The following is a 26,969-nucleotide window of genomic DNA, read 5'->3' as shown; positions in this document are numbered from 1 at the left end:
TCACTCGGTATAAAAACCACATATACTTTTTATAAGAAGCGAAAAGCCATGCAAGATCACCAAAGCCAGCCATTAAACGACTTTATAGAATACCCACACGACGAAATGCTAAATCGCGCTAACGAGTTTTTAACCACTAGCCAACGCCGCCATAGCATTCGCAGCTTTAGCGATCGCCCAGTACCAAAAAATATTATTGAGACATGTATAAAAGCAGCGGGCACAGCACCAAGTGGAGCGAATCATCAGCCTTGGCATTTTGTGGCTATAAACAGCAGTGATGTAAAAAAACAAATAAGAGAAGCCGCCGAAAAACTAGAGCGATCTTTTTACGAAGGCAGAGCAGGTGAAGAGTGGTTAGATGCGCTAAAACCGTTAGGCACCGACGCCAATAAGCCTTATTTAGAGCATGCACCTTGGCTTATAGCTGTATTTAGTCAAAAAAAGGGGGGCGTAAGCACCGATGATAAAAATACTAATTACTACGTACACGAATCGGTTGGTCTAGCTACCGGCTTTTTAATTCAGGCTTTGCATCGCAGTGGTTTGGCAACCCTTACTCATACTCCAAAGCCAATGAGTTTTTTAACCGACATATGTGGCCGCGATAGGGATAACGAACGCCCATACATGCTACTTATTGCAGGTTACCCAAGTGATGATGCAACAATACCTGCTCATGCACTGGATAAAAAATCTATTGATGAAATAGCTACTTTTATTTAGTGTTTTCTGCTCGGCAAAACCACTCATATAGCAAAGCAATGATCGACTCAACTTTTGGGTCGGTCAATGAGTAATAAATAGTGTGTCCATCTCGGCGGGTCATAACCATATCCGCCTTGCGTAAACTGGCTAAATGTTGAGATAGTGCAGATTGAGCCAAGGGCACATTTTTATTTAATTCACCAACACTTTGCTCACCTTGTAGCAAACTGCATAAAATCATTAAACGATTTTTATTAGCCATTAATTTTAAAAACTGTTCGGCTTGTTCTGCATTCACAGCGAGTTGTTCAATATTCATTTAATCACATCATTTATAAATATGCTTTTAAGTATAGACTTTTACATTAGATAACTCTAATATAAATTAACATTAGGTATTACTAATATAAAATTGAGATTATAATGAAAATAAGCGATGCGATACTTTTAATCGGCGGTAGTGCAGTAACAATATCAGTACTTTTAAGCTATTTTGTACATAGTAATTTCCAGTTTCTAACATTATTCATAGGTATTAACTTAGTGCAGTCAGCTTTCACAAAGTGGTGCCCATTAATGTCTTTTTTACGCAAAAGAGGATTCACAGACTAATGCTTACTTCAATTCCTGACTTACTAAAAGTTATCACACCTAACCAGCGGCGTATTGACGCAGCGCAAGCAAAAATAGAGCTCGAACAAAATAAAGGCCTACTTATTGATGTGCGAGAACCCGCAGAGCACGCTACAAAAGCCGCTATAGGAGCAATAAACATTCCGCGTGGGTTACTCGAAATGAAATTAATGGAAATAGAAAAAGATGCTGCACGGCCAATATACTTACACTGTGCAAGTGGTGCTCGCGCAACATTGGGAGCAGAAGCGTTAACGCGTGTTGGTTATGAAAACGTTAGCGTTATTACCTGTGATGCAAATCAAATTTGTAGCGTATTTTAAGCATCAACTAAGTACTTATAATTATGCGCCTAACAAAGGTAGGCGTTTAACTTTGTGATAAGTCAGTGCTAATTTAATACACTCTTTAACTGGGTGTTCTGGTAATGGCTTTTCACTATTTAATACAATTGCCCGGTTACCTTCAAAAGTGAGACTGTGGGAATACAACTCTCTAAATGTGCTGACTAGCTTTGATTGGCAATGAAAAAACAAATAACACGATGAGCCCTTAAAGCCTATGCGAATGGGGCTGCCATTTATTACGTTATAACTTGGCTCTCCCCACTTTAAAGACTCTTCAACAGCTCCTAAGTTTTGCTCTTGTGCTACGGTATAAATTAACTCTCGTAATTTTATAAGCTTACTTTTTGCTATCTCAGGATAATTATTAAATATATTTTTTATATCCGTATTCATAAAAATATCCTTGTAAGCGCTCTACCTATACTTAAAGATAAATTACTTTTGTTGTTTTTCATCCAGTAAAACAAGTAGCATTTGTTCTATATTTTTTACACTATAAGTCAGCGCTCTTAGTAGCTCTTTCTCACTTTGCTCTGTCGACTGCTGCGACGTTTTACCTTGATTAGCCAATACATCTTTTTGTTCAAGTATCGCCTCTCTAAACTCACTCGCATTAACTACACCGAGCAAAGATACTAAAGCGCCGTGTCCTGATTGCCCTGCCGTTTCAAAACTTAAACGATATAACCCAAAGAGCCGCATTAACGGGCCTTGGCTCAACCCAACATCAGTTATTTTTTCAAGCGGTATCGACTTTTCCTCTTTAAATAATACCCCACGTTTAACTACTAGCTTTTGTGGTAATAGTTCAGCAGACATCGCAGCTAATATTCGCCCAGCCGCCAACCACACTATAAATAAAATCAAAGGGATGAGTGGAATAGTAACCAATGCTAAAAAACTAATGAGTGATGCAGTAACCATCCAGTATTGTTTTACTTTAAAATCGAATGATGCACTTTTTAAAATAATTTCAGCCATAATCATATTATTTCTAATCACCATAAAAATTTAAAGTACTCCATTACAAAATTGAATGCAATTTCATCAAATATAAAGTTATTCTAAAAATATGTTACTTATATTTCGTAATACATATAAAAAATTGCAATCCAAAAAACCACTAAACACTTTACTTCAGCTACTTACATATATTTAAAATTTCACACACTAACTTACAACTCAAAATACTTATAACCGTTACACTCACTGCGTCAAACCAATAACGAATCTTATAACTACATTAATAGCGAAGGTAATCATGAATACTTATGTGAAAAAGAGTTTGCAACTGTTACTTAGCACATTAGCCTTATCAAGCCTAATGGCTCAAGCGCAAGATAAATCTCCGTGGTCGGTTGGTGCTGGGCTTATTTCAACTGAATCTCCCTATGCGGGCACAGATAATAGAACATTGCTCTTACCTATGATCAACTATGAAGGTGAAAAATTAACCTTTAGAGGCTTTGTACTCGATTACAAATTAGTTGAAAATAAGGGGTTTAATTGGTCAGTAATACTAGAACCCGGTCAATTTTTTGATTCGTCTGATTCTGATCTCGCCGAGATTAAAGCACTCGACGATCGCAAAATATCTCTCTATGCAGGTTCTAAAGTAAGTTATACCACAGGGTATGGTAGTTTAAGTGCCAGTGCGTCACACGATATATTGGGCCATGGCGATGGCGCAAAATTAAAAGCTCGCTATAGCTACCCATTCAAACTTTCTAAACAAATTATGTTAATACCTTCATTTGGAGTTGAGCTAAGCAGTAGCAAAGTATCAAATTATTATTACGGTGTTACAAAGGGCGAATCAAACACTTTTGATGCATACGAATTAGGCTCTACAGTGAATTATAATGCCGGTATGCTACTCAGCTACCAGCTTAATAAAAAATGGAATGTGAGTGCTATGATTAACTACACACAACTAGACTCTGATATTGAAGACTCGCCAATTATAGATACGTCGAGTATCTCAACTGCCATGATGTCGGTTAGCTATCAGTTCTAATTTAAAACATAGAAGCCGAGCATATATAATGCTCGGCCTCTAAATGCTATTGTTGATTAATTATTACCTTTATATTATTTCTATCAGGGCCAATAACGCTAAATGTATAATTACCCTGCTCAGCAACGCTCAAAGCTATATTAGTACCCACCGCTTCCAGTAAAGTCAGTTCACCTATATTTACAATTGGGGATTCACCTACACCACCGTAATCAACGGTACTCCAATCCTCAGAAGCCACTTTAAACTCATAATCACCCGCTTCTAAAGCTAATGACGTTGTATAAGTAGCATTACCCTGATAAATAAGTGGGTTATCCGTATTCCATTCATTTAAATTGCCTCGAATAAATACTTGCGTATCAGCAAACATTTCCGCATTTAAAATGATTAATGTAACGGCGCTTAAATCGCTCGCATCCAATACAAATTGATATTCGCCATCATTAGCAATATCTATAGTCATATTTGCGCCACCAAGTGCTAATAGTTTAGCTTTGCCTAAAGTTGCACTAATATCGCTATCAGCAGAGCCATAATCAACCGAACTCCAGTCTTCAGAGGCAACTTTAAATTCGTAACTCCCTGCAGCGAGAGTATTAGTAAAAGTATAAATACCCTTTCCTTTGTAAATCAGTTCGTCTGTGACTCCCCAATTATTTAATGTACCTCGCACAAAAATGGCATTACCAACAAATGGCTCCTCGTTATAAATTTTAAGTGTTGGGCTCTCCTTATCGCTAGCATCAAATACAAACACATAAGTGGCATCAATAGCGGCAGTAAAAGTCATGTTAGACCCACTAGCTGTTAGGGGCTCACTTTGACTTTCAATTACTTCTTTATCAGCATCTGATAGCGCACCAAAATCGACAGTAGACCAATCTTCTGAGGCTATTTTAAATTCATAGTCACCCGCACTAAGCGTAACAGCTAAGCGGTACTCTCCATTACCAACATATTCAAGTACATCACGAGTACCCCAATCATTTAACGAGCCGCGCACATAAACGGCAGTACTCGCAAAAGGTACTACATCGGGGGCGCCCACCGTTGCATTAGCACTTAACCCTACACCTTGGCCATCGTCTTGCGGCTTAACAAATACCGCCATTGTGTATGCTGGTACGTTAAAGCTACCTTCACCATCTCCTTGAGTAAAAGAAGCTGCAGCCATCATTGGATCAACACTATCTTTAAGTATACTGTGTAACTCAAAGCCATTCGCCGTTGGTATGCTATGAGTAAGCAACTGCTCGGTGCTATTAATAACCACAACGAGCGCATCGTTGTTTGCATCAATGTCGGTTAATCCTTCGCCATCATCAATACTCATAACAATTAAGCCATGTTGCTGGTTTTTACCCACATTATGAAAACCAACACGTTCTATTACATCTTGCTCTGTGGTTAATCTAAATAATGGGCTAGCACTGCGAATAGCTAAAAACTCTTGAAAAACACCACCAGCATAAGCAATATTTTGCGGTTGTGCAGCAGCTTGAGGGTTACCCGAAATAGGCATTATTTCAGACCATTTCTCTTGGTTTTTCTCAGCATTAGGTAAGCCAATATTCCAATTATTATTTTGCTTAGTTAAATCAACTGCATTAAACCAATCTCCGGCATTGTAACTATCACGATCCATTGACTTTGAACGCAGTAAATCAGCGCCCAGTTGCATAAATGGTATGCCTTGGCTTACAAGCGGCATAGCGAGCGCCATATTGTGAGCACGTACACGCTCTTCAATATTCATACTAGCAGCATGTTTATATTGTAATTGATCCCATAGCGTTTCGTTGTCATGTTTAGAGACGTAGTTAATGCTATCGGCAGGGTCAAGTGCATATGCTGTTGGCTGAGTATTCCACGTAAAGCTATTGCCCTTGGCTGAATTACCTTTAAAGTCTTTTAGAATATAATTTTGTAAATTCCCAGCAAGCGATAAACGCAATGTATCTTGCTCAGCTAAATTGCCATCGGTTGGGTTATTGCTAAACAATGCTCCACCTCGAATAGCCTCGCGGATACGGTCGTTAAAGGTACCCACCTCTGAACCCGCCATATCGGCTTGTTTTGCTTGCGTAAATAAACGGTTATTAGCTACTTCACCAAAGTCCCAACCTTCGCCATAAAAATAGTTATCTGCATCGATTGCTTGAACCGCTTCACGCGCTGCTAAAATAGATGACTTAGGCATATGCCCCATCACATCAAAGCGAAAACTATCATAACCAAAGTCACGGGCTAAAATCACTAATGAATCAGTGACAAACTTATCCATCATGACATGCTCAGTGGCGGTGTTTTCACAACATGTTGATTGCTCAATGCCACCACTCACTTCGTTGTACCTGTGATAATAGCCGGGTACTAATTTATCAAATACCGACTTATCCCAAATACCTGATGCTGTTGTATGGTTATAAACAACATCCAGCACGACTCTTAATCCAATTTCGTGTAACGACTGCACCATAGCGCGCGTTTCAACTACGCGAGCAATACCCTCAGCCGTTGAGGCATAAGACCCTTCAGGGGCAATAAAATGATGCGGATCGTAACCCCAGTTAAAACCATCTAGGTCACGCATAGCACTGGCAAGTGCTTGGGCATCGTCAGAGCCTGGTAAATAACTTTGCAGCAACTGGACAATAGTGCTGTTCTTGTCTTCTGTTTTACAAGCGTCTGCTTCATCATTTATACGTTCACATAAATTACCTAACGTATCGGTTATTTCAACTCGCTCTGCGGCATTTTCTTCAATAGTGCCAATGTCTGTCACTGGTAGTAAATGAAAGTGAGTTAAACCCTTATCAGCCAACTGCTTAAGATGCTGCATTGGCACGCTTTCGCGCTCTGTAAATGCAAGGTATTTACCGCGATTTGGTGCACTAACACTGGTATCGCGCACACTAAAGTCACGTACATGCCCTTCATAAATAATCGCATCTTCTGGATTGGTAACGGTCGGTATACTGCGTTCATCCCAGCCCTGTGGTTTGGTGTCATCGTCATTTAGGTTGATTAGCTGCGAATACAAACCATTGCTTGATACATTGAGTGAATAGGGGTCTGTACTCCATAAACTTTCAATCGCTTTAGTGATTGGGTGATATACATCAAACGCAAAACGGTAGTAATGGCGATCGTATTTAGTATCTAAGCTGATAGACCAAATGCCAGTATTACTATCAAATAGCATTGCACTGCTATGCACTTGTGCTTTATCGGCATCAAACACATTAAGTATCATATTATTGGCCGTAGGTGCCCATACTGATACATCAATTGCATTGTTATTGTAATTAACGCCTAGTAGCGCCTCGTTAGCATCATTTTCATTTTGCGTATAAAGCGCATCTAGTGCTTTTGCTGTTTGAACGTAACTTGCTTCAAGAAGTTTGCCATCAACATCAAAACCCGCCACTAGCAGTTGTTGTTTAATTAATTGCTTAGCGGCCTCTGCATCCCAGTTACCTTGATAAGCGGTCCAATCACTCAAGTGCGGTACTTTTAGTGCTTGCTCATCGGTTAAGTTGGTTTGTATCAACTCAATGCTTTGACCATTTAATCCAGTCTCTTCATCAACCTTTAAATCTGCGCTTGCAGAGCTATATAATTTAATGATTTGACTCAGTTCATTACTCGGTTTGTATAATACTGTATTTAAATCTATCCAATGTGCAGAAGCCCCTGCAATAGCAACCGGACGCTCACCTAAATTTAAAATAGGAAACTCAAAAACAGACGGCTCACCATGTAAAGTAAAGTTCATACGCTGAAATTTTTCGTCGTCTTGCATTAATGGCATTGTTAAATCAACATCACCAAATGCCTTACCATCACCTTCTGTGCCTATATGAATAATAAAATTAGCGCACTCGTTGTAATCGGCTTTGAGCTTTATAATCCAATAAGCACCATAATTCGGATCTATCCCATCATGCACATGGCCGTTTTCCCAATCGCTCGTATCAAAAGGCGGTGCAAAAGCATCGCACACATCGTTATTCCACGAATGCAATCGGTAACCTTCATAGTTAGCGTCTGTTACGCGGTTATAAAATAAAATTGCCTCATTATCGCCAGGAAATACAACAGGATCAGGTAACGTTGGATCAGCGCCAACAATACAGCTTTCATTTTTTTCGTCGGGAACCGTTGGCGCTGCGCATTCAATCGGCTCAGGATCGACACACTGTGTGCCAGTTTCGTTTGGTACTTGAGGTACATTACAAGTGAGTAACACTTGCCCCGATTTCACATCATCACCACTGCCACATCCAACTAATAGCATTAAGTTTAAGGCGACTAAGAAGTAACTATATTTTTTAATTTTTTTCATTTTTAAACGCTCCAACTTGCTAAATTAATGACTATAAGTAAAACCAAGATAAAGCTGACGACCAAAGTACTGAGTCGTACCGGTGCGTTGCTTTGTGCCAAAGTAGCTTTGGGTCGGTTCGTCTGTCAGGTTATTAACTTGCAAAAGCATTGTGAGGGAATCAGTAAGTTTGTATGACGTTTGAAAATCTATCACCGTTTCAGAGTCAAAATTAACAACTTGTTCGTTGATAGCGACTTGCTCAGATACAAATTCATCACGATAACGTGCATTTAAACGTGTTTCGAAGTTGTTATTTGAATAAAACAAAGTCGCGTTAACTACATTATTTGAAAGCCCAGGTAAAGATTGCGATACGGTATCGCCTCCTAAACTGGTAATAGACGAGATTTCGCTCTCGGTGTAAGAGTAACTACCGTTGATCCCTAACCCATTAAATGGCTCGGGTAAAAACGTAAATACATGGGTATAAGCTAACTCTAACCCTCTAATATAACCGCCCTTGCCATTGTTAACGGCGGTGGTGTAAATCCCATTGGTTGTGGCAACTTGTTCACCACTTATTGGGTCTTCAATAAAATCAGGTACGTTAAAACCATTGCCTTTAAAGTCGAAGTTTTCGATTGATAAGGTTTCAACAAACGAGTCTATGTTTTTATAAAATAGGGCTGCGGCTACAGACCCGTTACTCTCTTCAAAATAATATTCGTAAGATAAGTCATATTGGTCAGCATAAAATGGCTTTAAAAATGGGTTGTTATTGCTCGAACCATTAATGACCCCATCATCACTTACGTTAGCACTGGCATCACCGGCAAGGCGGTTTATTGGTGCTCGCGACATCACTTTAGCGGCAGCAAACCGCAATTGAGAATTGTCATTCAATTGCAGGTTTAAATTAAGTGATGGTAAATAATCGGTGTACTTTGTCCCTAGTACATTGGGTGCATAAAGGTCGTTAATAATCCCGTTTTCGTCGACAATATTTTGTGCTCCCAAGCGGGCATCACCATTTACGTTTTCAAGTACGGTTGCCGACTGGTCTGTCTCAATTCGACGTACACCCACGTTACCTAACAACGCTAAACCAGCAACTTCAGTATTTATATTCACCATCACGTAAGCGGCCAATACATCTTCAAACACTGAACCACTTTGCAATAATGTCCAGGAGTAATTACTAGTATATCCTTGGGCGTCATCAACACCGTCTGCATTACCCCATGTTTGCACTGGTTGTGGTGTACCATCTGGAAACCATGCGTTTAGCGCTTTGTCTAAATCAATGGCTAAATAAGAGGGAAAATAACTAAACTCACCTTGCCAATCAACAATTGAGGTCATCTCGTCTGTTAAACGCATTGGAGGCTGTGTTGATGAAAATGCGCCATCATTTCCGTATTCAAATACCGAACGCTTACGGCTATATTCTCTATCAGAATAGCGTGCACCAAACTCAACAGAGCTAAATATATCGTTTTCTAATTCGTATTTAAAGTCGAGCCTAAATGCGGTTACTTCATCTTCGGTTTGATCCGGGTAAATACCGTATTTACTAACCATAACGCGGTTTATATCGCTAAATGCAGCGGCTTGATTAAAGCCAACATCGGGTAAACTTAGGCCATTTAATTGATAGTTAATCGCAACGTTCGTATCAAACACAGGGGCTTCTGCGTTGGCATCTTCAGCTACTAAGCTCCATAACAAACCATTTCTAAAGTTACTTTTAGCGCGTGATAATGACACGTCTGCATTAACGCTTAAACGATCATTCACTTGCCAATCAGCGTTAACACCAAAGCTATCTACTTCGTCAAAGTCTTGGTTATCATCATTTACTATTTCAACGCGAGTATAGCTTTGTGAAGTTCGATTTACAGCAGCGCCAATAACTGTATTTCCATCAAGCTGAGGATTTGCATATGCTGCAGAAGGGCCACCTAACTTCACCCTAAAACCACGAGCAAATGACTTTTTATCAAATCGAGATAAAAACGCATCCCCTTTAAGTCTAAAGTTATCAACAGGTGCCCACTCTATTGCGGCTAAATAACCATTTCGAGTTTCTTCTCCACCTGAGTGCTGTAGTTCAAAGCCTTCACTTATGTATTCGTTTGCTGGATTTTGCGTTGGCCCATTAGTGTCGTTAGCGAGCCCATCAACATCTTTAGTATCATTGTAAGCAAGGCCAATAAACTGAGTTGCGACGCTTGGCTGAAATAATCGCGCATAACCAAGTGCTACGCCAAGTGTGTCATCGAGGTATTTACCTTGATATGAAAAACTAATCCGGTCGCCAAACTCCGTTGCATCAAATACCTCTGACGCACGGTCGTTATACATGCCTCGCACATTGGCTACAAATTTATGCTGTTGTGAATTATTTAATGGGCTCGCTGTTTCAAGTTCAACAGTGCCCGCTACACCGCCTTCAATTAAGGATGCTTTGGGTGATTTATATACCGCAGCAGAACTAATAAGTTCAGAAGGGTATTGGTCAAACTCAATACTACGACTACCACTGGTCGATACTTGCTCGCGACCATTTAATGTCGAAAAAACAAAGCCGCCCGAAAGCCCACGGATGTTAATTTGTGCAGCTTGGCCGCCGGTTCTTACCGCCGATATACCAGGTAAACGCGTCAGTGCATCAGCCATTGATATATCAGGTAAAGCACCTAAGTCATCCGCTGATATTTGCTCCGATACCGTATCGCTAAAGCGCTTTTGATTCAAAGACTGTATTAAGCTGCGGCTAAAGCCGCTCACTTCAATTACTTCTAAGTCTGCTTGAACTTTTTCAGGTTTACTTTCGTCCTTAGTTTGGCTTTCATTCGCTATTGCGCTATTTGCAGCAAATAATGCCAGCATTAGCGCGCTTAATTTGAATTTTTTCATGTGTGCGTACCTTTTAGTTATTGTTATTCGTTATGTCAGTCAGTGCAGTTAAAACATAACCAACAAAGTGTAACTAAAAGGTAATCAAATTGTGATGAATACGTATGCATCATAGAGGGCTTTGGCTGTAGCTATTTTGTACAAATAATTCAGCAACAACCAATTATAAAACTACAAACCAATTACCACCCTTATGGCTAGGGCAATAAACACAACACCCAGTATTTTGTCTAACCACGGGTTTTGCTTAGTAAAACCAAAACGATTTTTAGACACCTCAGTTAGCACTGCAACTAATAAATACCAACCAGTATCAATTACAAACACGGTTAAGCACATAATAATACCAATGCTTAAAGTGAGGTTTTGCGGATCTATAAATTGTGAGAACAACGCTAAAAAGAAAATCGCGAGTTTAGGATTTAAAAAAGCAATCGCGAATCCATCTTGTAGCGCTTTACTCGCACTTACTTCACTCTTTTGTACTTGCAGCTCGTTATTACTTGGTTTTGCTAGCAGTATTTTTAAACCTAAATAGGCTAAATACGCAGCGCCTAAATACACCAATATTTGGTATAGTGTTGGAAATTGAGCCATTAATGCTCCTAAGCCAAGTAATGAGGCAGCAGCATAAAGCCCAACGCCAATACCATGACTGAGCGCAGCAAGCATACCGTTTTTCATGCCACCACTAAGCGTGTGCTTTAACACCACCGCAAGGCTTGGCCCTGGCGACATCGCGCCCATCATGCATACCAATGCTAAACTCAACCAAACAGATAAAGCCATTTATGTTCCTTATAACTTATGGTTTTCAATAGCTAATCCGCATACGTACTTACCTATGCTTTTTTATTTAACCTGAACTCTGGTTAAGAGATTTACTAACGTATTGAATCATAATGATATTTAAATTTATTTTCTCTAGCCAGAGATTTTCAGTGAAAACAAGGCGAATTTACGCGTCAATAGCGGGCCTATTGCAAGTAAATTCAACGCAGTTAGCGCTGAAAATAGCTGCTCAAGATAGATTTATTATCCAGAATTGAGGTTATTTACTATCTAAAGTATATTCAAAGTCATAGTAATGAATACCTTGCTCTATACGAATTTTCATACTGCCGCTTAAGCCTTCAAGCTCATCAGTACCTGAATCGGGAATGACGTTTAAAATAAGGCTATCTTGACCTTTATTCATAGTGCCAAAGTGTTGCAGTACAAAGCTGCCTTTTTTGCCTTCAAGCTCCCCAACTACTTGCTCAATAGCAACATAACCTGCACTCCCTTGCGTTGGCGTCATAGCACTGAGCATTTCGCCTTGGCTGGTGGCATTTAAGCTACCTTTAAATGTTTTATCTATCGACATACGCCCTAAATTAATGCCTTGCTGCCCTTTGGCATAACCTTCAATGGGCGCTAAAGTGACTGTAAATTCACCGTTTATTATATTTGTAGTCATAACGAATCCTTATTGATGATATTTAATACTATTGATTTTTAATTCGATGATGCCATATCTATACCTTAACCTTCAAAAAGAATCCACTATGTCAAAAGAAACATCTATAGCCGAAAAAGCTGCGTTTAGCAGTTTATTACCTGTTTTTGCGTTTATTAAACCGTACAAATGGATGGTAGTCGCCGCCCTAGCTGCGTTATTAGTTACCGCAGGCGTTAACTTGTCATTAGGGCAAGGTGTTAAATTTGTTATTGATCATGGCTTTATTGCAGGATCAAAGGCCCAATTACAGCAGGCCGTATTAGTACTTATTGGTTTAATCAGCTTATTAGCAGTAGGCACTTTTAGCCGTTTTTATTTAATGTCGTGGATTGGCGAACGAGTAAGTAACGATATTCGAAAAGCCGTGTTTAATCGTATTGTAACGCTACACCCTAGCTACTTTGAAGAAAACCGCAGTGGCGAGCTTATGTCGCGTTTAACCACCGACACCACATTACTACAATCAATTATTGGCTCATCATTTTCAATGGCGTTGCGCAGTGTACTTATGCTGATTGGTGGGCTTGCTATGCTGTTATTTACTAATTTAAAGCTCACCTTAGTGGTTGTGGCCTGTGTGCCGCTAGTACTTGTCCCAATGATGATATTTGGTCGCAAGGTACGAAAACTAGCAAGTTCTAGCCAAGATGCTATTGCCGACATAAGTACCTATGCAGGCGAAATCATACAAAATATTAAAGTAGTGCAAAGCTATAGCCACGAAGAACAAGAGCAACATGCCTTTGCACTCGAGACCGAAAAAGCCTTTAACGTGGCTAAAAAACGTATCAAACAACGTTCGTTTTTAATAGCCGTAGTGATTTTTTTAACCTTTAGTGCCATTAGCGCAATGCTTTGGGTGGGTGGTAACGATGTACTTGCGGGTACTATGACCGGCGGCGAGTTAGGTGCATTTGTGTTTTACGCTATTATGGTGGCAATGTCGGTGGCTACCGTTGCTGAAGTGTATGGCGAACTACAACGAGCAGCAGGCGCGGCTGCAAGATTACTTGAGTTACTTGCTGTTAAAAGTGAAATAGAAAACCCGTTAAACCCACAAGATAGTAATTTACTGCAAGAAAGTAGCAGTCCTGCAATTGCGCTTGAAAACATTAGCTTTAACTATCCTTCTCGCCCCGACGTAAGTGCGCTTAATAAAATAAGCCTAAATATCGAGCAAGGCCAAACTGTGGCTATTGTTGGCCCTTCCGGCGCTGGTAAAACTACATTATTTGAATTACTACAACGTTTTTACGATCCGGCCAGCGGAGCTATTAAGTTTAAAGATATAAATATTAAAGACCTATCACTTAATACTCTGCGTAATAAAATGGGCATGGTAGCGCAAAACCCTATTTTATTTAGCTCCGATGTTATGCATAACATCCGCTACGGCAACCCAAATGCAACCGATGAGCAAGTGTATGCCGCTGCAAAATATGCCCATGCCGATGAATTTATAAAGCAGTTGCCACAAGGCTATCACAGCTTTTTAGGCGAGCAAGGCGTTAGGTTATCTGGTGGGCAAAAGCAACGTATTGTGCTTGCCCGCGCTATATTAAAAGACCCAGAAATACTCCTTCTTGATGAAGCCACCAGCGCACTAGATGCACAAAGTGAGCACCACGTACAAGCGGCACTTGAACACCTAATGCAAAACAGAACAACGTTAATAATTGCCCATAGGCTGGCCACGGTAAAACATGCTGATGTGATTGTGGTAATGGAAAATGGGGAAATAATAGCAACGGGTTCTCACCAAGCGTTATTAGCCAGCAATCCGCTGTATCAAAAACTATGTGAATTACAGTTTAATAAAGATTGAGCTGGTACAAGTAATTAATTAAAGTAGCAGCGGCTTTGCTGCTACTTTTTGCTAAACCATTTGTTCATAGCCGCATCATAAGCCTCTGTTAACTTAGTTTTACCGCACAATTGCCCTGCGGTTAAATAACTATCTGGTAATTCATTTTTTGGCATAACGCCTGCGCCAATAAACACCTTTTTAAAACAGGTATCACCTTTACGATAGGTAGTAGATTGCATACTTTGCTGCTCTATTTGTAATAGTGGCTTTACCGTTGCAGAGTGTACTTTTGGAACTGTGATCCTCTTTACCGTTGCGTATTCATCAGCTGTTGTACCAGTAGAGGTTGTACTAGCAGGTAAAGATCCTATTTGTTGCTGTAAAATACGATTAAGGCCTTTTTGTAAGTCGATTTTTTTATATGGCGTTAATTCTGCAGAGTGGGCATTTATTGTGGTCGAGCTTGTTATAGTGGAGTTTACCGGTTCAGCCGTTTTTTCTGCTTTTTTACTAGAAGAGCTTACTGATTTTAATACTGTTTTATTTACCGGCTCACTTGGCTTTTTTTCTATGCGCACACTTTTATTAACACTCTGTTGAGGCGCTTGCTGTGTTGCTTTAATTTTGGCTGGCACACTTACCATATAGGCTTTAATTGGCGGTGATTGCGGCTGTTTTATTTCAGGTACCTTTAAAGTTGCTAAAAAAAACAACAATAATCCATGTAAAAGTATTGATAAAATAATTGTCGAACGCCACTTTGCCATAAATATGTCCCTATGAAAGAACTAGTTATGACAGCTAACCGGTTTAAAAGTGCCATTAAATAAACAAATAAACCGCGCATTAGCGCGGTTTATAACCAACTTCAACTGAAAATAATAAACTATCTCAAGTCACTATTTTCAACGTTAACTACGTTGAGTTTGCTTGAAGCAGGCAGATATCAGATTAATTACAATTAACCTTGCGTATTAGGCACTATCTGAATTTCTACGCGGCGATTTTGAGCACGACCATTTGCACTATCGTTAGTCGCAATTGGACGTGTTTCGCCATAGCCTTTAGTGCTAATACGTGCCGCCATAATTTGTTGATTCACTAAATAATCTTTTACACTTTGTGCACGCTCGCGCGACAAGTTCATGTTGTAGCTATCTTTACCTGTGCTATCGGTATGGCCTTCAACACTAAGGTAAGTTTTTTCATACTTATTCATAACGTTAGCAATCGCGTTTAACGTGTCGTTAAAACCTGATGAAATATACGATTGATCCGTCGCAAAGGTAATATTTGATGGCATAACCAAACGTAAGTTGTCGCCCTCACGCACAACTTCAACGCCCGAACCCGCTAGTTCATCACGAAATGCTTCTTCTTGCTTATCCATGTAGTCGCCAACAGCAGCGCCCGCAAGTGCCCCTATTGCTGCACCAATAAAAAAGCGTTTATCTTTATGGTTACTCGTAGCTTTACCTAATACGCCACCTGCAGCAGCGCCAATTGCTGCGCCTTTACCTGCGTTATTCATTTCACAACCTGAAAGCAATACAGCTAATACGGTTACGCTTAAAAGTGATTTAGTTAAAGTCATGATGTTACCTATTCAATAAGAATTTAGCAGGAGTATGCAAATACACGTATGAACAAACTATGAAGAGAGTGTTAAAAGCAGCGCATCTTGCTTGATTGTTAAACAGACCTCAAACTAATGTGCCGTTTTAATAAAAATGTCATACTACGCTGTGACAATTTAATGAATTTTACAAAGGATATTGGCGCAATGTTAATTGCTATTTTTAGACAATTTTTTTTACTAGGGTGCATGAGTTTTGGTGGCCCCGCTGCGCATTTAGGCTATTTTAAGCGCCACTTTGTAGACTCGTTAAATTGGTTAACTAACACGCGTTACGCACAACTTATTAGTTTAAGCCAAGCATTACCAGGGCCTGGCTCTAGCCAAGTTAGTTTTGCGATTGGTGTTGAGCGGGCTGGGGTACTTGGTGGTATAGCTGCTTTTTTAGGCTTTACTCTGCCTTCGTTTTTAATAATGGTGCTGCTTGCGGTTAGTGCTCATCAGTTTGACGCTGTTTACTTTGCTATTATTGCAGGCTTAAAGTTATTTGCCGTTGTTATAGTCGCTGATGCAACACTTAGTATGGCTAAAAGCTTTTGTACAAGTGCTGCGCTTAAGTTACTTGCGGTAATGAGTACACTTGCTTTGGTGTTATTTCCAATGATGGGAACTCAAATAGCAATTTTAATCACCGCTGCCACAATAGGTGCTATATGGCCTTTATTAAAACTTGGCACAGTAGCAAAAGGTGCTAGCAGTACAAAAAGTAATATTAATTGGATTGCACTGGGGTTGTTTGCGCTCTTACTTGGTGTTAGCTTTATTCCACTAGGGTATGAGTTTGCTTTGTTTACCCCTTTTTACCAAGCGGGTGCAATGGTGTTTGGCGGCGGACACGTAGTACTGCCGGTACTTCAAGCTGGCGTACCAGCATTGAGTGATGATCAGTTTTTAAGTGCTTACGCGAGCGCGCAGGCAGTGCCTGGGCCTATGTTTACTATTGCTACTTACTTAGGCGCACAACTTACTACTGAGCAACCTTTAGTGGGCGCCCTTATAGCTACACTGCTTATATTTATGCCTGGTTTTTTACTTATACTGGCGTTTCAGAAGAGCTGGCTTAATTTGGCAAGTAAGCCACGTTTTGCAAGTTCAATAGCGGCGCTTAATGCAGCGGTAGTCGGTTTTTTAGCGGCTGCACTGTATTCGCCAATTTGGACATCGGCTGTGCATAACTTTTGGCAAGTTGCGTTAGTAATAATTACATTTGCATGGCTGCGATTTAAAAAGCCACCTATTTGGTGGCTCTTAGCTTTATTTATTGCTGTGGGTCTTTTACAACACTATTTGCCATCACTCTAAATGTTGGCTTATCTGTTTGTTGCTCGTTAGGTGGGCTTAATTGTCCACTTACACTTTGATACGCTCTAAGCCCAAACACGGGTAATACCGCAAGTAAATGATCCATTATTTCGGCTTGTAAATGCTCGTACGAAATCCAGCGTTTGTCTTCACTAAAGCAATAAAACTCAATAGGTAAACCATGGTTTAGTGGTTGTAGCTCTCGTACCATTAACGTAAGCGACGTATTAATTTTACTGTGCTGTTTTAAATAGCCTTCAGCATAGCGACGAAACAGCCCTAAATTAGAAACTTGCGCAGGTAGTGTCGTTACTCGGATATAGTCATGTAGCGGAATAGCCGCATCTATTTGCTTTCTAAATTCATCACTTACTAAACAAATACTGTGCATATCTATATTAAGTGAACGTTTAATACGCCTACCGCCCGACTCTTGCATCCCGCGCCAGTTTTTAAACGAGCCCGCCACCAACATATAAGTTGGAATAGTTGTGATGGTATTATCCCAGTTACGTACTTTTACTGTGTTTAAACCCAAATCAATCACTTCGCCATCGGCGCCGTAGTTTTCTACTTGGATCCAATCACCATACGTTACTAAACGATTTGCAGCTATTTGAATGCTCGCTACAAAGCCTAATATGGTGTCTTTAAATACTAATAATGTAACCGCAGCAATAGCACCAAAACCAGAGAGAATATAAGTGGGTGACTTCTCAAGAAAAATGCTCACAATTAAAATTGCACACACAATAAAGGTGATTAGCTTAACAACCTGAATTAAGCCCTGAATAGGGACTTCACGAGCAAATTCAAGTTGGTTATAAATAGCGCCAGCAATACTCACTATGCTGCTTATAATAAAGCCGACGTAGATAATTAATAAAGCCTGCCCCACCGTTTTTAATATTTCGGCGGCCAATTCGTTAACCGGATAAACACTGTCGAAGGTCGCTAAAAATAAAACACAACAAAGCAACCCTGCAATACGTTTGTTGAGCTTGGTTAACATTGGAGAAAGTGCACCAATCCGCTCGGGAGAAAGCTTAGTTACTATTTTTTGAATGCCTGGCAACATTAAACGACGCGTAAATAAATACAGTACTAATAGAGAACATACGCCAATCGCAGTAGCTGTAATTGAGCTCAGGAAATCTGCATCGGGCACTTTATCAAACCAAGGAGTAATTAACTCCTGTAGGTGGGTGTTGGTCATAGTGTTTCAATTTCCTTACTGATTTGTGGTTCAGGTAAATTTTGCTGAGCATAAATATCGGCAAGCTGCTGATCTTTAGCAACCCATAGCTCATTCACATAATGCTGAAAATTAACTTTAAATACGTCATCGCTTTGATAGCTGCCCTGCATTTTCTCATCAATAGGGATAACCTCAATCGACACATAAATAGAATCTAACTCACCTTTTAACAAGTTACGGCAAACATGATCTGTTTTGCCGCTATATACTAAACTTGTATTAAGCATGGCATCAAATTGATCGGCTAATACTTCAAGCGCAAAAGCAATGCCGCCCGCTTTAGGTTTTAATAAATGCTTAAAAGGACTTTGTTGCAGATTATGTTTGGCTGGTGTATAGCGTGTACCTTCAACAAAATTAATGATGGTAGTAGGATGATGACGGAAATTACGACAGCTATGTTTAGTTCGCTCTACATCAAGCCCTTTGAGTTTAGGATTTTTAGCAAGCTGCGCTTTGCTTACCCGTTTCATAAACGGCATACCCATAGCCCACGCACCAGTGCCAATAAAAGGAACGTATTTTAATTCATCTTTTAAAAAGAACTTAGGGGCAGGCAAAGCATGTAATGAGCTAAGTACGGTTATATCTAACCAACTCGCGTGATTACAAATAAGTAAATACCAACTTTTTGAGTTTAAGTCGCCACTTATATCAACCACAATATTAGGGCAACCTAACCAAAGCCCTAAACGATTGCCGTTACACCAACCACGATAAGCGCTGTGCAATATAGAATTAACAATAGGTAGAGGAAGCAATAACTTAATAAGACCCAGCATTAATACCAGCGACCCAAAAAGTATGACATTAGAAAACAACACGCAGCCTACAATTAAGCCGTTAAGCCAATTTGGTAACCACTTTTTTAGCATAACTGTAAGCTCATATTTTTTACCTTTTCTTTATGGTTTTTCGAGCGATTGCAATGTTTGCTCTTTATTTTCCCATAAACGATTTAACTCACTTTGAAAGCGAATTCTAAATTCAGAATCACCGGTGTAGTCACCAATAAGCTCTTCGCTTACCGGCCTTACTTCCACGTATACGTTGATATTTTTTACCTTACCACCAGCAAAATCCATAAAAGTAGGGATGCCATCGGGGTAATGAATTGTGACGTTAACCACTTTAGTAATTTGCTCGCCCATTGCTTGCATTACAAAAGCAATACCGCCCGCTTTTGGTTTTAATAAATGTGGGAACGGGCTATTTTGGCGCGCATGCTTTTGCGTAGTAAAACGAGTGCCTTCAACAAAGTTAACCACACTTACTGGCATCTCTTTGAATTTTTCGCAGGCTTTACGCGTAGTTTCTAAATCTTTACCACGCAGCTTTGGATTCTTTTTTAATTGGCTTTTACTTGTGCGCGTCATAAACGGGAAATCAAGCGCCCACCAACACAAGCCTAAAATGGGCACATAAATAAGCTCCTTTTTTAAAAAGAAGTTTAAAAATGGAATTTTACGATTAAACACGCGCTGTAATACTAAAATATCGACCCAGCTTTGGTGGTTTGCTATTACTAGGTACCAATCTTTTAGTTTTAGGTCTTCAAGGCCAGTTACGTTAAGTTTTGTTGGCGTAAATAACATTTGATTTAAGCTATTAAAAGTGACCCAAATAGTTGCACATTGTTTAGCAACCCAGCTCATTAATTTTTGCAGTGGCTTAATAGGGATAAGCTTTATAAGCCCACAAATAAAAATAGGCACAAACCAAAAGAGTGTGTTTATTGCGTACAAAATAATACTAAGTACACCGCGAATAACTGACATTACTTCTACTTCCTTTAAACATGGCGCAGTAACTAATACTGCGCTTTCAGTTGCTTACAAATTAATCTTCAAAATAGGTATAACCTTCAAGGCCTGCATTAAGCTCAGCTAAATAACCTTGTTTACACTGCGTCGATACATCAAGTTTATTAACTTGGTACGCAAAGTTGTCAGCTAAAATAGCGCTATCATAGTCAACAAACTTTAATACATCCTTAACGCTATCACCTTTTATGGCATTGGTTAACACATAACCTTCGTCGTTAAGTTCTACGTGCACCGAATCGGTATCACCAAATAGGTTATGTAAATCACCTAAAATCTCTTGATATGCACCCACCATAAACATCGCAATATGGTATTGCTCGCCATGTTTATATTCTGGAATGGGTAGGCTGGTTTCGATACCAGCACCTTCAACGTATTCACGGATTTGCCCGTCAGAGTCACAGGTAATATCTTGAATAATCGCACGTTGAGTCAATGGCTGAGTTAAATTTTCGATTGGCATAACCGGAAACAACTGCTGAATACCCCATACATCAGGCAATGACTGAAATAATGAAAAGTTAACAAAGAGTTTATCGGCCAACTTTTCGTTTAAATCGTCGAGCACTTCACGATGCGCGCGCGCGTTATTACTAAGCGATGCACGTACACGATGTAAAATAGTAAAATAAAGCTGCTCTATTTTTGCCCACTCTAGCATGCTTACTAAGCCATGCACGTACTGATCGTGCGCTTCGCTAAATAAGTGCATAGCGTCGTGATAAATCTCAAGTGCCATACGCGGGTTTAAACGCTGTAAACACTGCCACATTTCATCAAGCACTAACGCGCTATTTTCAAGCGGTGGCTCTGGATTTAAATGATTGGGCGCTTTTTCTACGTCAATTACATCGGTAATTAATACCGCATGGTGAGCGGTTAAAGCGCGCCCCGATTCGGTGATAATAGCCGGATGGGTAAAGTTATGTTGGTCGCACACGTCTGCAAATGCATTCACTACATTACGCGCGTACTCTTCTACGGTGTAGTTCATTGAACACGCACTGCGTGAGCCAGAACCCTCGTAATCAACGCCTAAGCCGCCACCCACATCAACGGTATTTAACGGTACGTTTAATTGCGTAAGCTCAGCAAAGTGGCGTGCGCATTCACGTAAGGCACGGTGAATATCACGAATATTGGCAATTTGAGAACCAATATGAAAATGCACCATTTGCATTAAGTGCAGCTTATTATGCTTTTTAAGCACTTCAACAGCACTTAGTACTTGGCCTGCCGTTAAACCAAACTTGCCTTTTTCGCCACCGGTGTTTTGCCACTTGCCTTTGCCTACTGAATTTAGGCGAATGCGAATACCAATTGCCGGCTCAATGCCTAGGTTGTCTATTTCTTCAAGTAGTGTGGTCAGTTCTGAAAGCTTCTCTACCACAATTTTTACGCTGTGGCCTATGGCTTGACCAATACACGCTAAACGTAAAAACTCACTGTCTTTATAGCCGTTACACACAATAGTAATTGGCTCTTTTGCTACGCCCAAAATAGCCATAAGCTCTGGTTTTGAGCCGGCTTCTAAGCCAACAAGCCCGCTTGGATGCGCTAATAGTTTACTTACTACAGAACGCTGCTGATTTACTTTAATTGGATAAACACAGGTGTATTTACCGTTATATTCACGATTTGCTCGCGCTTGCGTAAACGCGTTAGTAAGTGTGTCTACACGATTTTGTAAAATATCGGTAAAGCGTACTAAAACCGGCAACGTTAACCCTTGTTGCTTAAACTGCTCAGTTAATTGCGTTAAAGAAATGGCCGGTTTTGTTTGGTCGCCATCTGGGTAAGCCACCAGTTCGCCTTGTGCGTTAATATCAAAATAACCATCACTCCAATGAGCAACGTTATAAGTGGCGCGTGCTGTTTCTAAACCCCAGGTCATGGCAACTCTTCTTTAGTCAATTAGGTATAAAGGCGCATTTTAATACGTCACTATCCACTAGGCTAACAAAAATTGAACTTTCACTCACTCCTAACTAACTTTATTCGTTAAATCAGTTAAAATGTCATTGAGCAAAACGCCAAGCACTGGCAGAATTGCCCCTTTTTCATACTCAACCTAAAAAGTGTAATAGTAACTATGGCAAATTTAGATCAAAGTAAGTGGTTTACTGAAATTAGCGACCGCGATGGCAGCGCATTTTCATTACGTATTAATAAAAAGTTAGATGAAAAACAGTCTCCTTTTCAAAAGGTAGAAATGTTTGAAACCACAGACTTTGGTAATTTAATGATCATCGACGGGTGTACTATGGTAACAACCCGCGAAAACTTCTTTTACCATGAGATGATCAGCCACCCTGCACTTTTAGCGCACCCAAACCCTAAAAACGTCGTTATTATTGGTGGCGGCGACTGCGGTACTTTACGCGAAGTATTAAAACACCCAGGCGTAGAAACTGTAACGCAAATAGATATAGACGAAGCAGTAACGCAAATGTCGTTAAAATACTTCCCAGAGCTTTGTGAATCTAACAACGACGCCCGTGCAACGGTTATGTTTGACGACGGTATTAAATACATGCGCGAAGCCGCTGGCGAATCTATCGACGTGGTTATTGTTGATGGCACCGATCCGGTGGGTCCAGGTGAGGGCTTATTTAACCATGCGTTTTACACAAGCTGTTTAGATGCATTGCGCCCAGGTGGTATTTTAGTACAACAAAGTGAATCGCCACTTATGCACATGCCATTGTTAGTTGAAATGCGCGAAGCAATGCTAAGCGTAGGCTTTAACGATTTACAAACACTGCCATTCCCACAACCAATTTACCCAAGTGGTTTATGGTCGGTAACACTTGCACGTAAATCACAAGCATTTAACGGTTTCAGAGAAGACGGCGCAGCACAAATAGCTGAGCAAAGTGAATACTACAACAGCGGTATTCACCATGGTGCACTCGCTACACCTAACTACATGAAACGCGCATTCGATAAAAAATAGTCCCATTCACTTAGATATAAATTGCATTAAAAAGGGGCCCTAATAGGCCCCTGATTGTTTTAATAGCTCACTGTTTAAACTTTAAAACGATGCACTAAACGATTTAACTCATCGGTTAATTGTTCCATTTTTTTAGATACATCTTCAGTTGTTCGTGCAAGTGCAACACCTTCAACAGTTTGATCATTTAGTGATGATAAATTTTGACTTATTTCGTCGGCGACCGTAGTTTGCTCTTCTGTAGCCTGCGCTGTTTGCATTGCCATATCGTTCACTTTAGTTGACGAGCTTTGCATTGCATTAAGTACATCATTAGTTTGAGTAAATGACCCCACAGCATCATCAGCAAACTGCTTTCCTTCATCAATTGCTTTTATAGATTGCTCAACACTTGTCGCAAAGTGCTCAATCATTTGTTGAATATCGTTAGTGCTGACCTGTGTACGTGTTGCAAGCGTTCTGACTTCATCAGCAACAACAGCAAACCCTCGGCCATATTCGCCAGCACGTGCTGCTTCAATTGCCGCGTTTAATGCTAATAGGTTGGTTTGCTCCGCAATAGCACGAATAACCTCTAATACTTTGGCTATGTTATCTGAACTTTGTTGTAGTTCAGTTGAGCGCGCCATCGCCTGATCCATATTTTGTGAAAGAGAGACAATACGAGCGCTCGAATTAGCAACGGCAGTTAAACCTTGTTGCGCCAAATTTAAAGAGTTATCAGCCTCACTCGACGATTGTTGAGCAACTCCTGCAACTTCTCTACTTGCTACACTCATTTCATGTACAGCACTGACTATAGACTCAGAAGCCTGACCTAAAGCTTGGTTTACACTGTTATTTTGATTCGCAACCTTACTTAGATCTGCACCTAACGTATTTAGTTCTTTTGATTGCTCTAAAATATCGCGAACAAGCTGCTGTAAATTGTCTAAAAAGCTATTAAAACCGGTAGCAAGATCTGCAAACTCATCTTGAGATGTTACTTGTATACGCCCCGTTAAATCACCATCCCCCGATGCAATATCATTAATACATTCTGTAACAAAATTAATTTGTTGCGTTAACTGTTTAGGTATTATGTAGCTAAACCAAACGGCTATTAATAAAATAATTATAACGAAAACTAACATCATCAACTTGGTCGACTCTATTTTTTCGGATAATTTATTAATTTCTTGTTCGGAAGTTTTTTCAGCTAACTCTCCAGCGTGGTTAAGCCTTGCTCTTAAATCAGCAAATGTCTGTTCCGATTCAAACTGTTTTGCCTCACTCTTATCAGCCATATAATCGTTAGAAGCATTAAACCAAGCGTTAAAAGTAGCATCAAAACTTCTAAATTCATTTTTGATTTCAGGAAAATCAGTGAGAAGTTCCAGATATTGCTTTAATTTTTGTATTACTTGCGCTGCATTTTCTTTGTAGTCTGCCTTATATTTTTCAATATCATTAGTATGCGAAACAAAGTTTAACTCTGCGAGCTTAGCTTGATATAAGTCACGATCCGCATTTAATGCGAGTGAAGTTGCCTTAATAAATTTTTCAGATTGCACATCCAATGCATTTTTTTGTAGATTAATTAAATGGGTGTAGCCAATAATTAACGACAATACTGCAATTCCTAAAATCACTATAGGAAAAGAAACTTTAACGCGAATACTATGCAAATTCATTTATCACTCCTGACGGGATTACACACTATAACTAAGTTTTAAAAAAGCAACACATGCATTAAATTTATAATTTCCATTGCATGTTAAGCATTACTTGCTGTTGTGAAATAGACTGTTTAAAACCAATTGCAGCTCTATTTTCAACTACACTTTTAAGAGTAGCTCCTTCAACACCTATTTGTAACTTTTCACTCAACTGATAACGCCATGTTGCAGTTATACCTTCACCATGACTGCCATTAGGGTCAAATACAGTGGTATCGTTATCTGTAACTTTAAAATAATCATAACGCAACGATACTCTGTGCTTACCTTCTTTATGACTCATCATTAAATAATGACTATAGTATGTATTGTCTATTAACGCATTATATCCCATTTCAGTTTTACCACTTAACACTTGCGCAATGAGGCGTGTTTTTTTATTTAACTTATAGAGCCATGCGGCGCTGGTAAACCGAGTATCCCACGCATATTGTCCTGAGCTAATATTAAGCTTGGTCGGATCGCCATTGTTATCATAATAATAAATTCGAAATTGTGATTGTTTTAAGTAATCCCAGTGCATACCCACATAATAACCAAAGCGACCATCCACCTCTTCAAACGGTAATACTTGGTTAGCTTGCCAACGTAATTGGGATTCATTTAATGCTGCTATAGGTGCAAACCTGACGCCTTCGTTAAATGTTGTTTGCCTGTCATGTAATGCAAAACCACGCCATGCGAGCAATGTACCTGCGGGATCATTTCCTTTAAATGTAGCTCCTATAACGCTAAAGCCATGTGCACTATTAAAACGCTTTGCAGATCGCTTTATAGTAACCTCAACTCCGACAGTACGTAGTTCTTCACCAATCCAACTATTAATTGCTGAATTTGTATAATTATATGGCGACGTCCAGCCAATATCTGGGTTTTCTAAAGACATTAATGGATAAAAGCCACCTACACGTACATGCCATTTATAGTTACTGTTAGATAACGGTTGGTACTTTATGTAAGCTTGCGTTAAACCTAAAGCCACATCAGGGTCTTGATTTATATTCAGTACACCATGAGCCGACCAACTAGATGCTAAATCAACATTAAAATCTAAAATACCTTGTGATAAAATAAGCTCATCGCTTTTAGCATCGTGCCGATACAATCCAATACCGCCCTCTTGAAAACTAAGCGTATCATCACCTTGCACTGCTCTAACTTGTATTAAGCCTTTTACCTGTGCACTTAACGCACCACTAAAAAATACAATACAACACAGCAGTGTCAGCTTTAGTAAGTTATTAGTAATCATCGAATTCGTCCGTGGCAAAATCAATTTGTTCGGTTATAGTTTGCTTTATTTTATAAGTAAGTGGGGCTGAATTTACAGTTACAGTCTCTGATTCAACATTACTAATATCACCAAATCCTGAATGCCATACATTGAGAGTGTATTCTCCTAAAGGTGCTGCTAAATCAACCTTTCCTGTTATATCGGTAATAGCAAAAATAGTGCTATCAACCACAACGATATAACCCAACATCCAATCATGAATATTACACCCAAGCTCTACAACACCGGTTTGCTCAAACACCAAGGGCGCTTTAGGTTGTTCTTTATATAGCTTTAATTCGAATGTTTTAGCCTTAGAAAACGAATACACATGATGCATAATAGAATCTGCATTTGGAAACTCCACTTTAGCGTTTTGCGGTACAACTAAAATGCGTGGTGTAAACTCTCTGTTTTTTTGACTCATTGCATAAGGCGCATCCGGTGCAATGATTACTTCTGAAGTGTTTTTTGTAGTTAGCCACACGACGGCATTCGCCATTGGTTCATCTTTTGTATTTTTAATTGTTATTTGAATTGCCGCTGCTTGCCAACTTAAAACCATTGATATTATAAAAATTAAATACTTAATCATTCGCTTACCATTCTTATTTTCAACTTATTTATATTATAGACCGGTTAGATTACTTATTTCTTTCTATTTTTTATAACATTGAATACGTATGTAGAAGTTCGTATTCCTTAATAACTGCCTTTATGCTGGTTAATTCATAC

General features: G+C 39.6%; 23 protein-coding genes. 7 read left to right on the top strand and 16 right to left on the bottom strand.

Annotated features, from left to right (window positions below; translation table 11 throughout):
• Positions 1 to 48: 48 nt before the first annotated feature.
• Positions 49 to 726, top strand: a complete 678-nt coding sequence (locus tag AOR04_RS01095; RefSeq protein ID WP_096792290.1) for a nitroreductase family protein — start codon at positions 49 to 51, stop codon at positions 724 to 726.
• Here the strand turns inward: AOR04_RS01095 and AOR04_RS01090 are convergent.
• On the bottom strand, positions 719 to 1,027 hold the full coding sequence (locus tag AOR04_RS01090; RefSeq protein WP_096792289.1) for an ArsR/SmtB family transcription factor: 309 nt from the start codon (positions 1,025 to 1,027) through the stop codon (positions 719 to 721). The genes AOR04_RS01095 and AOR04_RS01090 overlap by 8 nt on opposite strands.
• Before the next feature lie 104 nt (positions 1,028 to 1,131).
• On the opposite strand from AOR04_RS01090, the gene AOR04_RS01085 reads away from it, so the two are divergent.
• Positions 1,132 to 1,320 (top strand): YgaP family membrane protein, encoded by a 189-nt coding sequence (locus tag AOR04_RS01085; RefSeq protein ID WP_033023357.1) that lies wholly within the window; start codon positions 1,132 to 1,134, stop codon positions 1,318 to 1,320.
• Positions 1,320 to 1,664: a rhodanese-like domain-containing protein gene (locus AOR04_RS01080; RefSeq protein WP_007376450.1), complete on the top strand. Its 345-nt coding sequence runs from the start codon at positions 1,320 to 1,322 to the stop codon at positions 1,662 to 1,664. Before AOR04_RS01085 ends, AOR04_RS01080 begins: the two co-directional genes overlap by 1 nt.
• Positions 1,665 to 1,685: 21 nt before the next feature.
• Here the strand turns inward: AOR04_RS01080 and AOR04_RS01075 are convergent, their stop codons facing one another.
• Positions 1,686 to 2,081, bottom strand: a complete 396-nt coding sequence (locus AOR04_RS01075; protein ID WP_008138776.1) for a DUF1801 domain-containing protein — start codon at positions 2,079 to 2,081, stop codon at positions 1,686 to 1,688.
• 42 nt (positions 2,082 to 2,123) lie between these two features.
• On the bottom strand, positions 2,124 to 2,669 hold the full coding sequence (locus AOR04_RS01070) for a PH domain-containing protein (RefSeq protein WP_033016345.1): 546 nt from the start codon (positions 2,667 to 2,669) through the stop codon (positions 2,124 to 2,126).
• A 280-nt stretch (positions 2,670 to 2,949) separates the two neighbouring features.
• On the opposite strand from AOR04_RS01070, the gene AOR04_RS01065 reads away from it, so the two are divergent.
• Positions 2,950 to 3,705, top strand: a complete 756-nt coding sequence (locus tag AOR04_RS01065; protein WP_096792288.1) for a MipA/OmpV family protein — start codon at positions 2,950 to 2,952, stop codon at positions 3,703 to 3,705.
• 46 nt (positions 3,706 to 3,751) lie between these two features.
• Here the strand turns inward: AOR04_RS01065 and AOR04_RS01060 are convergent, their stop codons facing one another.
• The 4 genes from AOR04_RS01060 to AOR04_RS01045 form a co-directional block, all read right to left on the bottom strand.
• Positions 3,752 to 8,056, bottom strand: a complete 4,305-nt coding sequence (locus tag AOR04_RS01060; RefSeq protein WP_096792287.1) for an alpha-1,6-glucosidase domain-containing protein — start codon at positions 8,054 to 8,056, stop codon at positions 3,752 to 3,754.
• A 24-nt stretch (positions 8,057 to 8,080) separates the two neighbouring features.
• Positions 8,081 to 10,957 (bottom strand): TonB-dependent receptor, encoded by a 2,877-nt coding sequence (locus AOR04_RS01055; protein ID WP_007376445.1) that lies wholly within the window; start codon positions 10,955 to 10,957, stop codon positions 8,081 to 8,083.
• A 171-nt stretch (positions 10,958 to 11,128) separates the two neighbouring features.
• Positions 11,129 to 11,746, bottom strand: coding sequence for a LysE family translocator (locus AOR04_RS01050; protein WP_096792286.1), 618 nt, complete (start codon positions 11,744 to 11,746; stop codon positions 11,129 to 11,131).
• 262 nt (positions 11,747 to 12,008) lie between these two features.
• On the bottom strand, positions 12,009 to 12,416 hold the full coding sequence (locus AOR04_RS01045) for a DUF3224 domain-containing protein (RefSeq protein ID WP_096792285.1): 408 nt from the start codon (positions 12,414 to 12,416) through the stop codon (positions 12,009 to 12,011).
• Positions 12,417 to 12,504: 88 nt separating this feature from the next.
• On the opposite strand from AOR04_RS01045, the gene AOR04_RS01040 reads away from it, so the two are divergent.
• A complete protein-coding gene (locus AOR04_RS01040; RefSeq protein WP_096792284.1) occupies positions 12,505 to 14,283 on the top strand; it encodes an ABC transporter transmembrane domain-containing protein in 1,779 nt (592 codons plus the stop codon).
• A 41-nt stretch (positions 14,284 to 14,324) separates the two neighbouring features.
• On the opposite strand, the gene AOR04_RS01035 is transcribed toward AOR04_RS01040, so the two are convergent.
• The gene (locus AOR04_RS01035; RefSeq protein WP_096792283.1) at positions 14,325 to 15,032 is read right to left on the bottom strand and encodes a hypothetical protein; all 708 of its coding nucleotides are present in this window, start codon (positions 15,030 to 15,032) and stop codon (positions 14,325 to 14,327) included.
• Positions 15,033 to 15,226: 194 nt separating this feature from the next.
• The gene (locus tag AOR04_RS01030; RefSeq protein ID WP_096792282.1) at positions 15,227 to 15,859 is read right to left on the bottom strand and encodes an OmpA family protein; all 633 of its coding nucleotides are present in this window, start codon (positions 15,857 to 15,859) and stop codon (positions 15,227 to 15,229) included.
• Between the two features lie 189 nt (positions 15,860 to 16,048).
• Between AOR04_RS01030 and chrA the strand changes: the two genes are divergently transcribed.
• Complete coding sequence (chrA, locus tag AOR04_RS01025) at positions 16,049 to 17,203, top strand: chromate efflux transporter (RefSeq protein ID WP_096792281.1); 1,155 nt, start codon at positions 16,049 to 16,051, stop codon at positions 17,201 to 17,203.
• Here chrA and AOR04_RS01020 read toward each other — a convergent pair.
• The 4 genes from AOR04_RS01020 to speA all read right to left on the bottom strand — a co-directional run bounded on the left by AOR04_RS01020 (position 17,160) and on the right by speA (position 22,181).
• Entirely contained in the window at positions 17,160 to 18,419 is a 1,260-nt protein-coding gene (locus AOR04_RS01020; RefSeq protein WP_007376437.1) for a mechanosensitive ion channel family protein, read from the bottom strand. The genes chrA and AOR04_RS01020 overlap by 44 nt on opposite strands.
• Entirely contained in the window at positions 18,416 to 19,336 is a 921-nt protein-coding gene (locus AOR04_RS01015) for an acetyltransferase (RefSeq protein WP_096792280.1), read from the bottom strand. Before AOR04_RS01015 ends, AOR04_RS01020 begins: the two co-directional genes overlap by 4 nt.
• A 30-nt stretch (positions 19,337 to 19,366) precedes the next feature.
• On the bottom strand, positions 19,367 to 20,239 hold the full coding sequence (locus tag AOR04_RS01010; RefSeq protein ID WP_096792279.1) for an acyltransferase: 873 nt from the start codon (positions 20,237 to 20,239) through the stop codon (positions 19,367 to 19,369).
• Between the two features lie 61 nt (positions 20,240 to 20,300).
• The gene (gene speA / locus AOR04_RS01005) at positions 20,301 to 22,181 is read right to left on the bottom strand and encodes a biosynthetic arginine decarboxylase (protein ID WP_096792278.1); all 1,881 of its coding nucleotides are present in this window, start codon (positions 22,179 to 22,181) and stop codon (positions 20,301 to 20,303) included.
• Between the two features lie 198 nt (positions 22,182 to 22,379).
• Here speA and speE point away from each other — a divergent pair, with 198 nt between their 5' ends.
• On the top strand, positions 22,380 to 23,243 hold the full coding sequence (gene speE / locus AOR04_RS01000; RefSeq protein ID WP_096792277.1) for a polyamine aminopropyltransferase: 864 nt from the start codon (positions 22,380 to 22,382) through the stop codon (positions 23,241 to 23,243).
• A 74-nt stretch (positions 23,244 to 23,317) separates the two neighbouring features.
• Here speE and AOR04_RS00995 read toward each other — a convergent pair whose 3' ends face one another.
• From AOR04_RS00995 to AOR04_RS00985, 3 genes are all read right to left on the bottom strand, one after another.
• Positions 23,318 to 24,916: a methyl-accepting chemotaxis protein gene (locus tag AOR04_RS00995; RefSeq protein ID WP_096792276.1), complete on the bottom strand. Its 1,599-nt coding sequence runs from the start codon at positions 24,914 to 24,916 to the stop codon at positions 23,318 to 23,320.
• A gap of 64 nt (positions 24,917 to 24,980) precedes the next feature.
• A complete protein-coding gene (locus AOR04_RS00990; protein WP_096792275.1) occupies positions 24,981 to 26,213 on the bottom strand; it encodes a hypothetical protein in 1,233 nt (410 codons plus the stop codon).
• A complete protein-coding gene (locus tag AOR04_RS00985; protein ID WP_096792274.1) occupies positions 26,203 to 26,829 on the bottom strand; it encodes a methylamine utilization protein in 627 nt (208 codons plus the stop codon). Before AOR04_RS00985 ends, AOR04_RS00990 begins: the two co-directional genes overlap by 11 nt.
• Between the last annotated feature and the right edge of the window lie 140 nt (positions 26,830 to 26,969).

It is taken from the genome of Pseudoalteromonas sp. 1_2015MBL_MicDiv, assembly GCF_002407505.1.
GTDB lineage: Bacteria > Pseudomonadota > Gammaproteobacteria > Enterobacterales > Alteromonadaceae > Pseudoalteromonas > Pseudoalteromonas fuliginea.
This window is presented reverse-complemented; position numbering and strand designations above follow the sequence as displayed.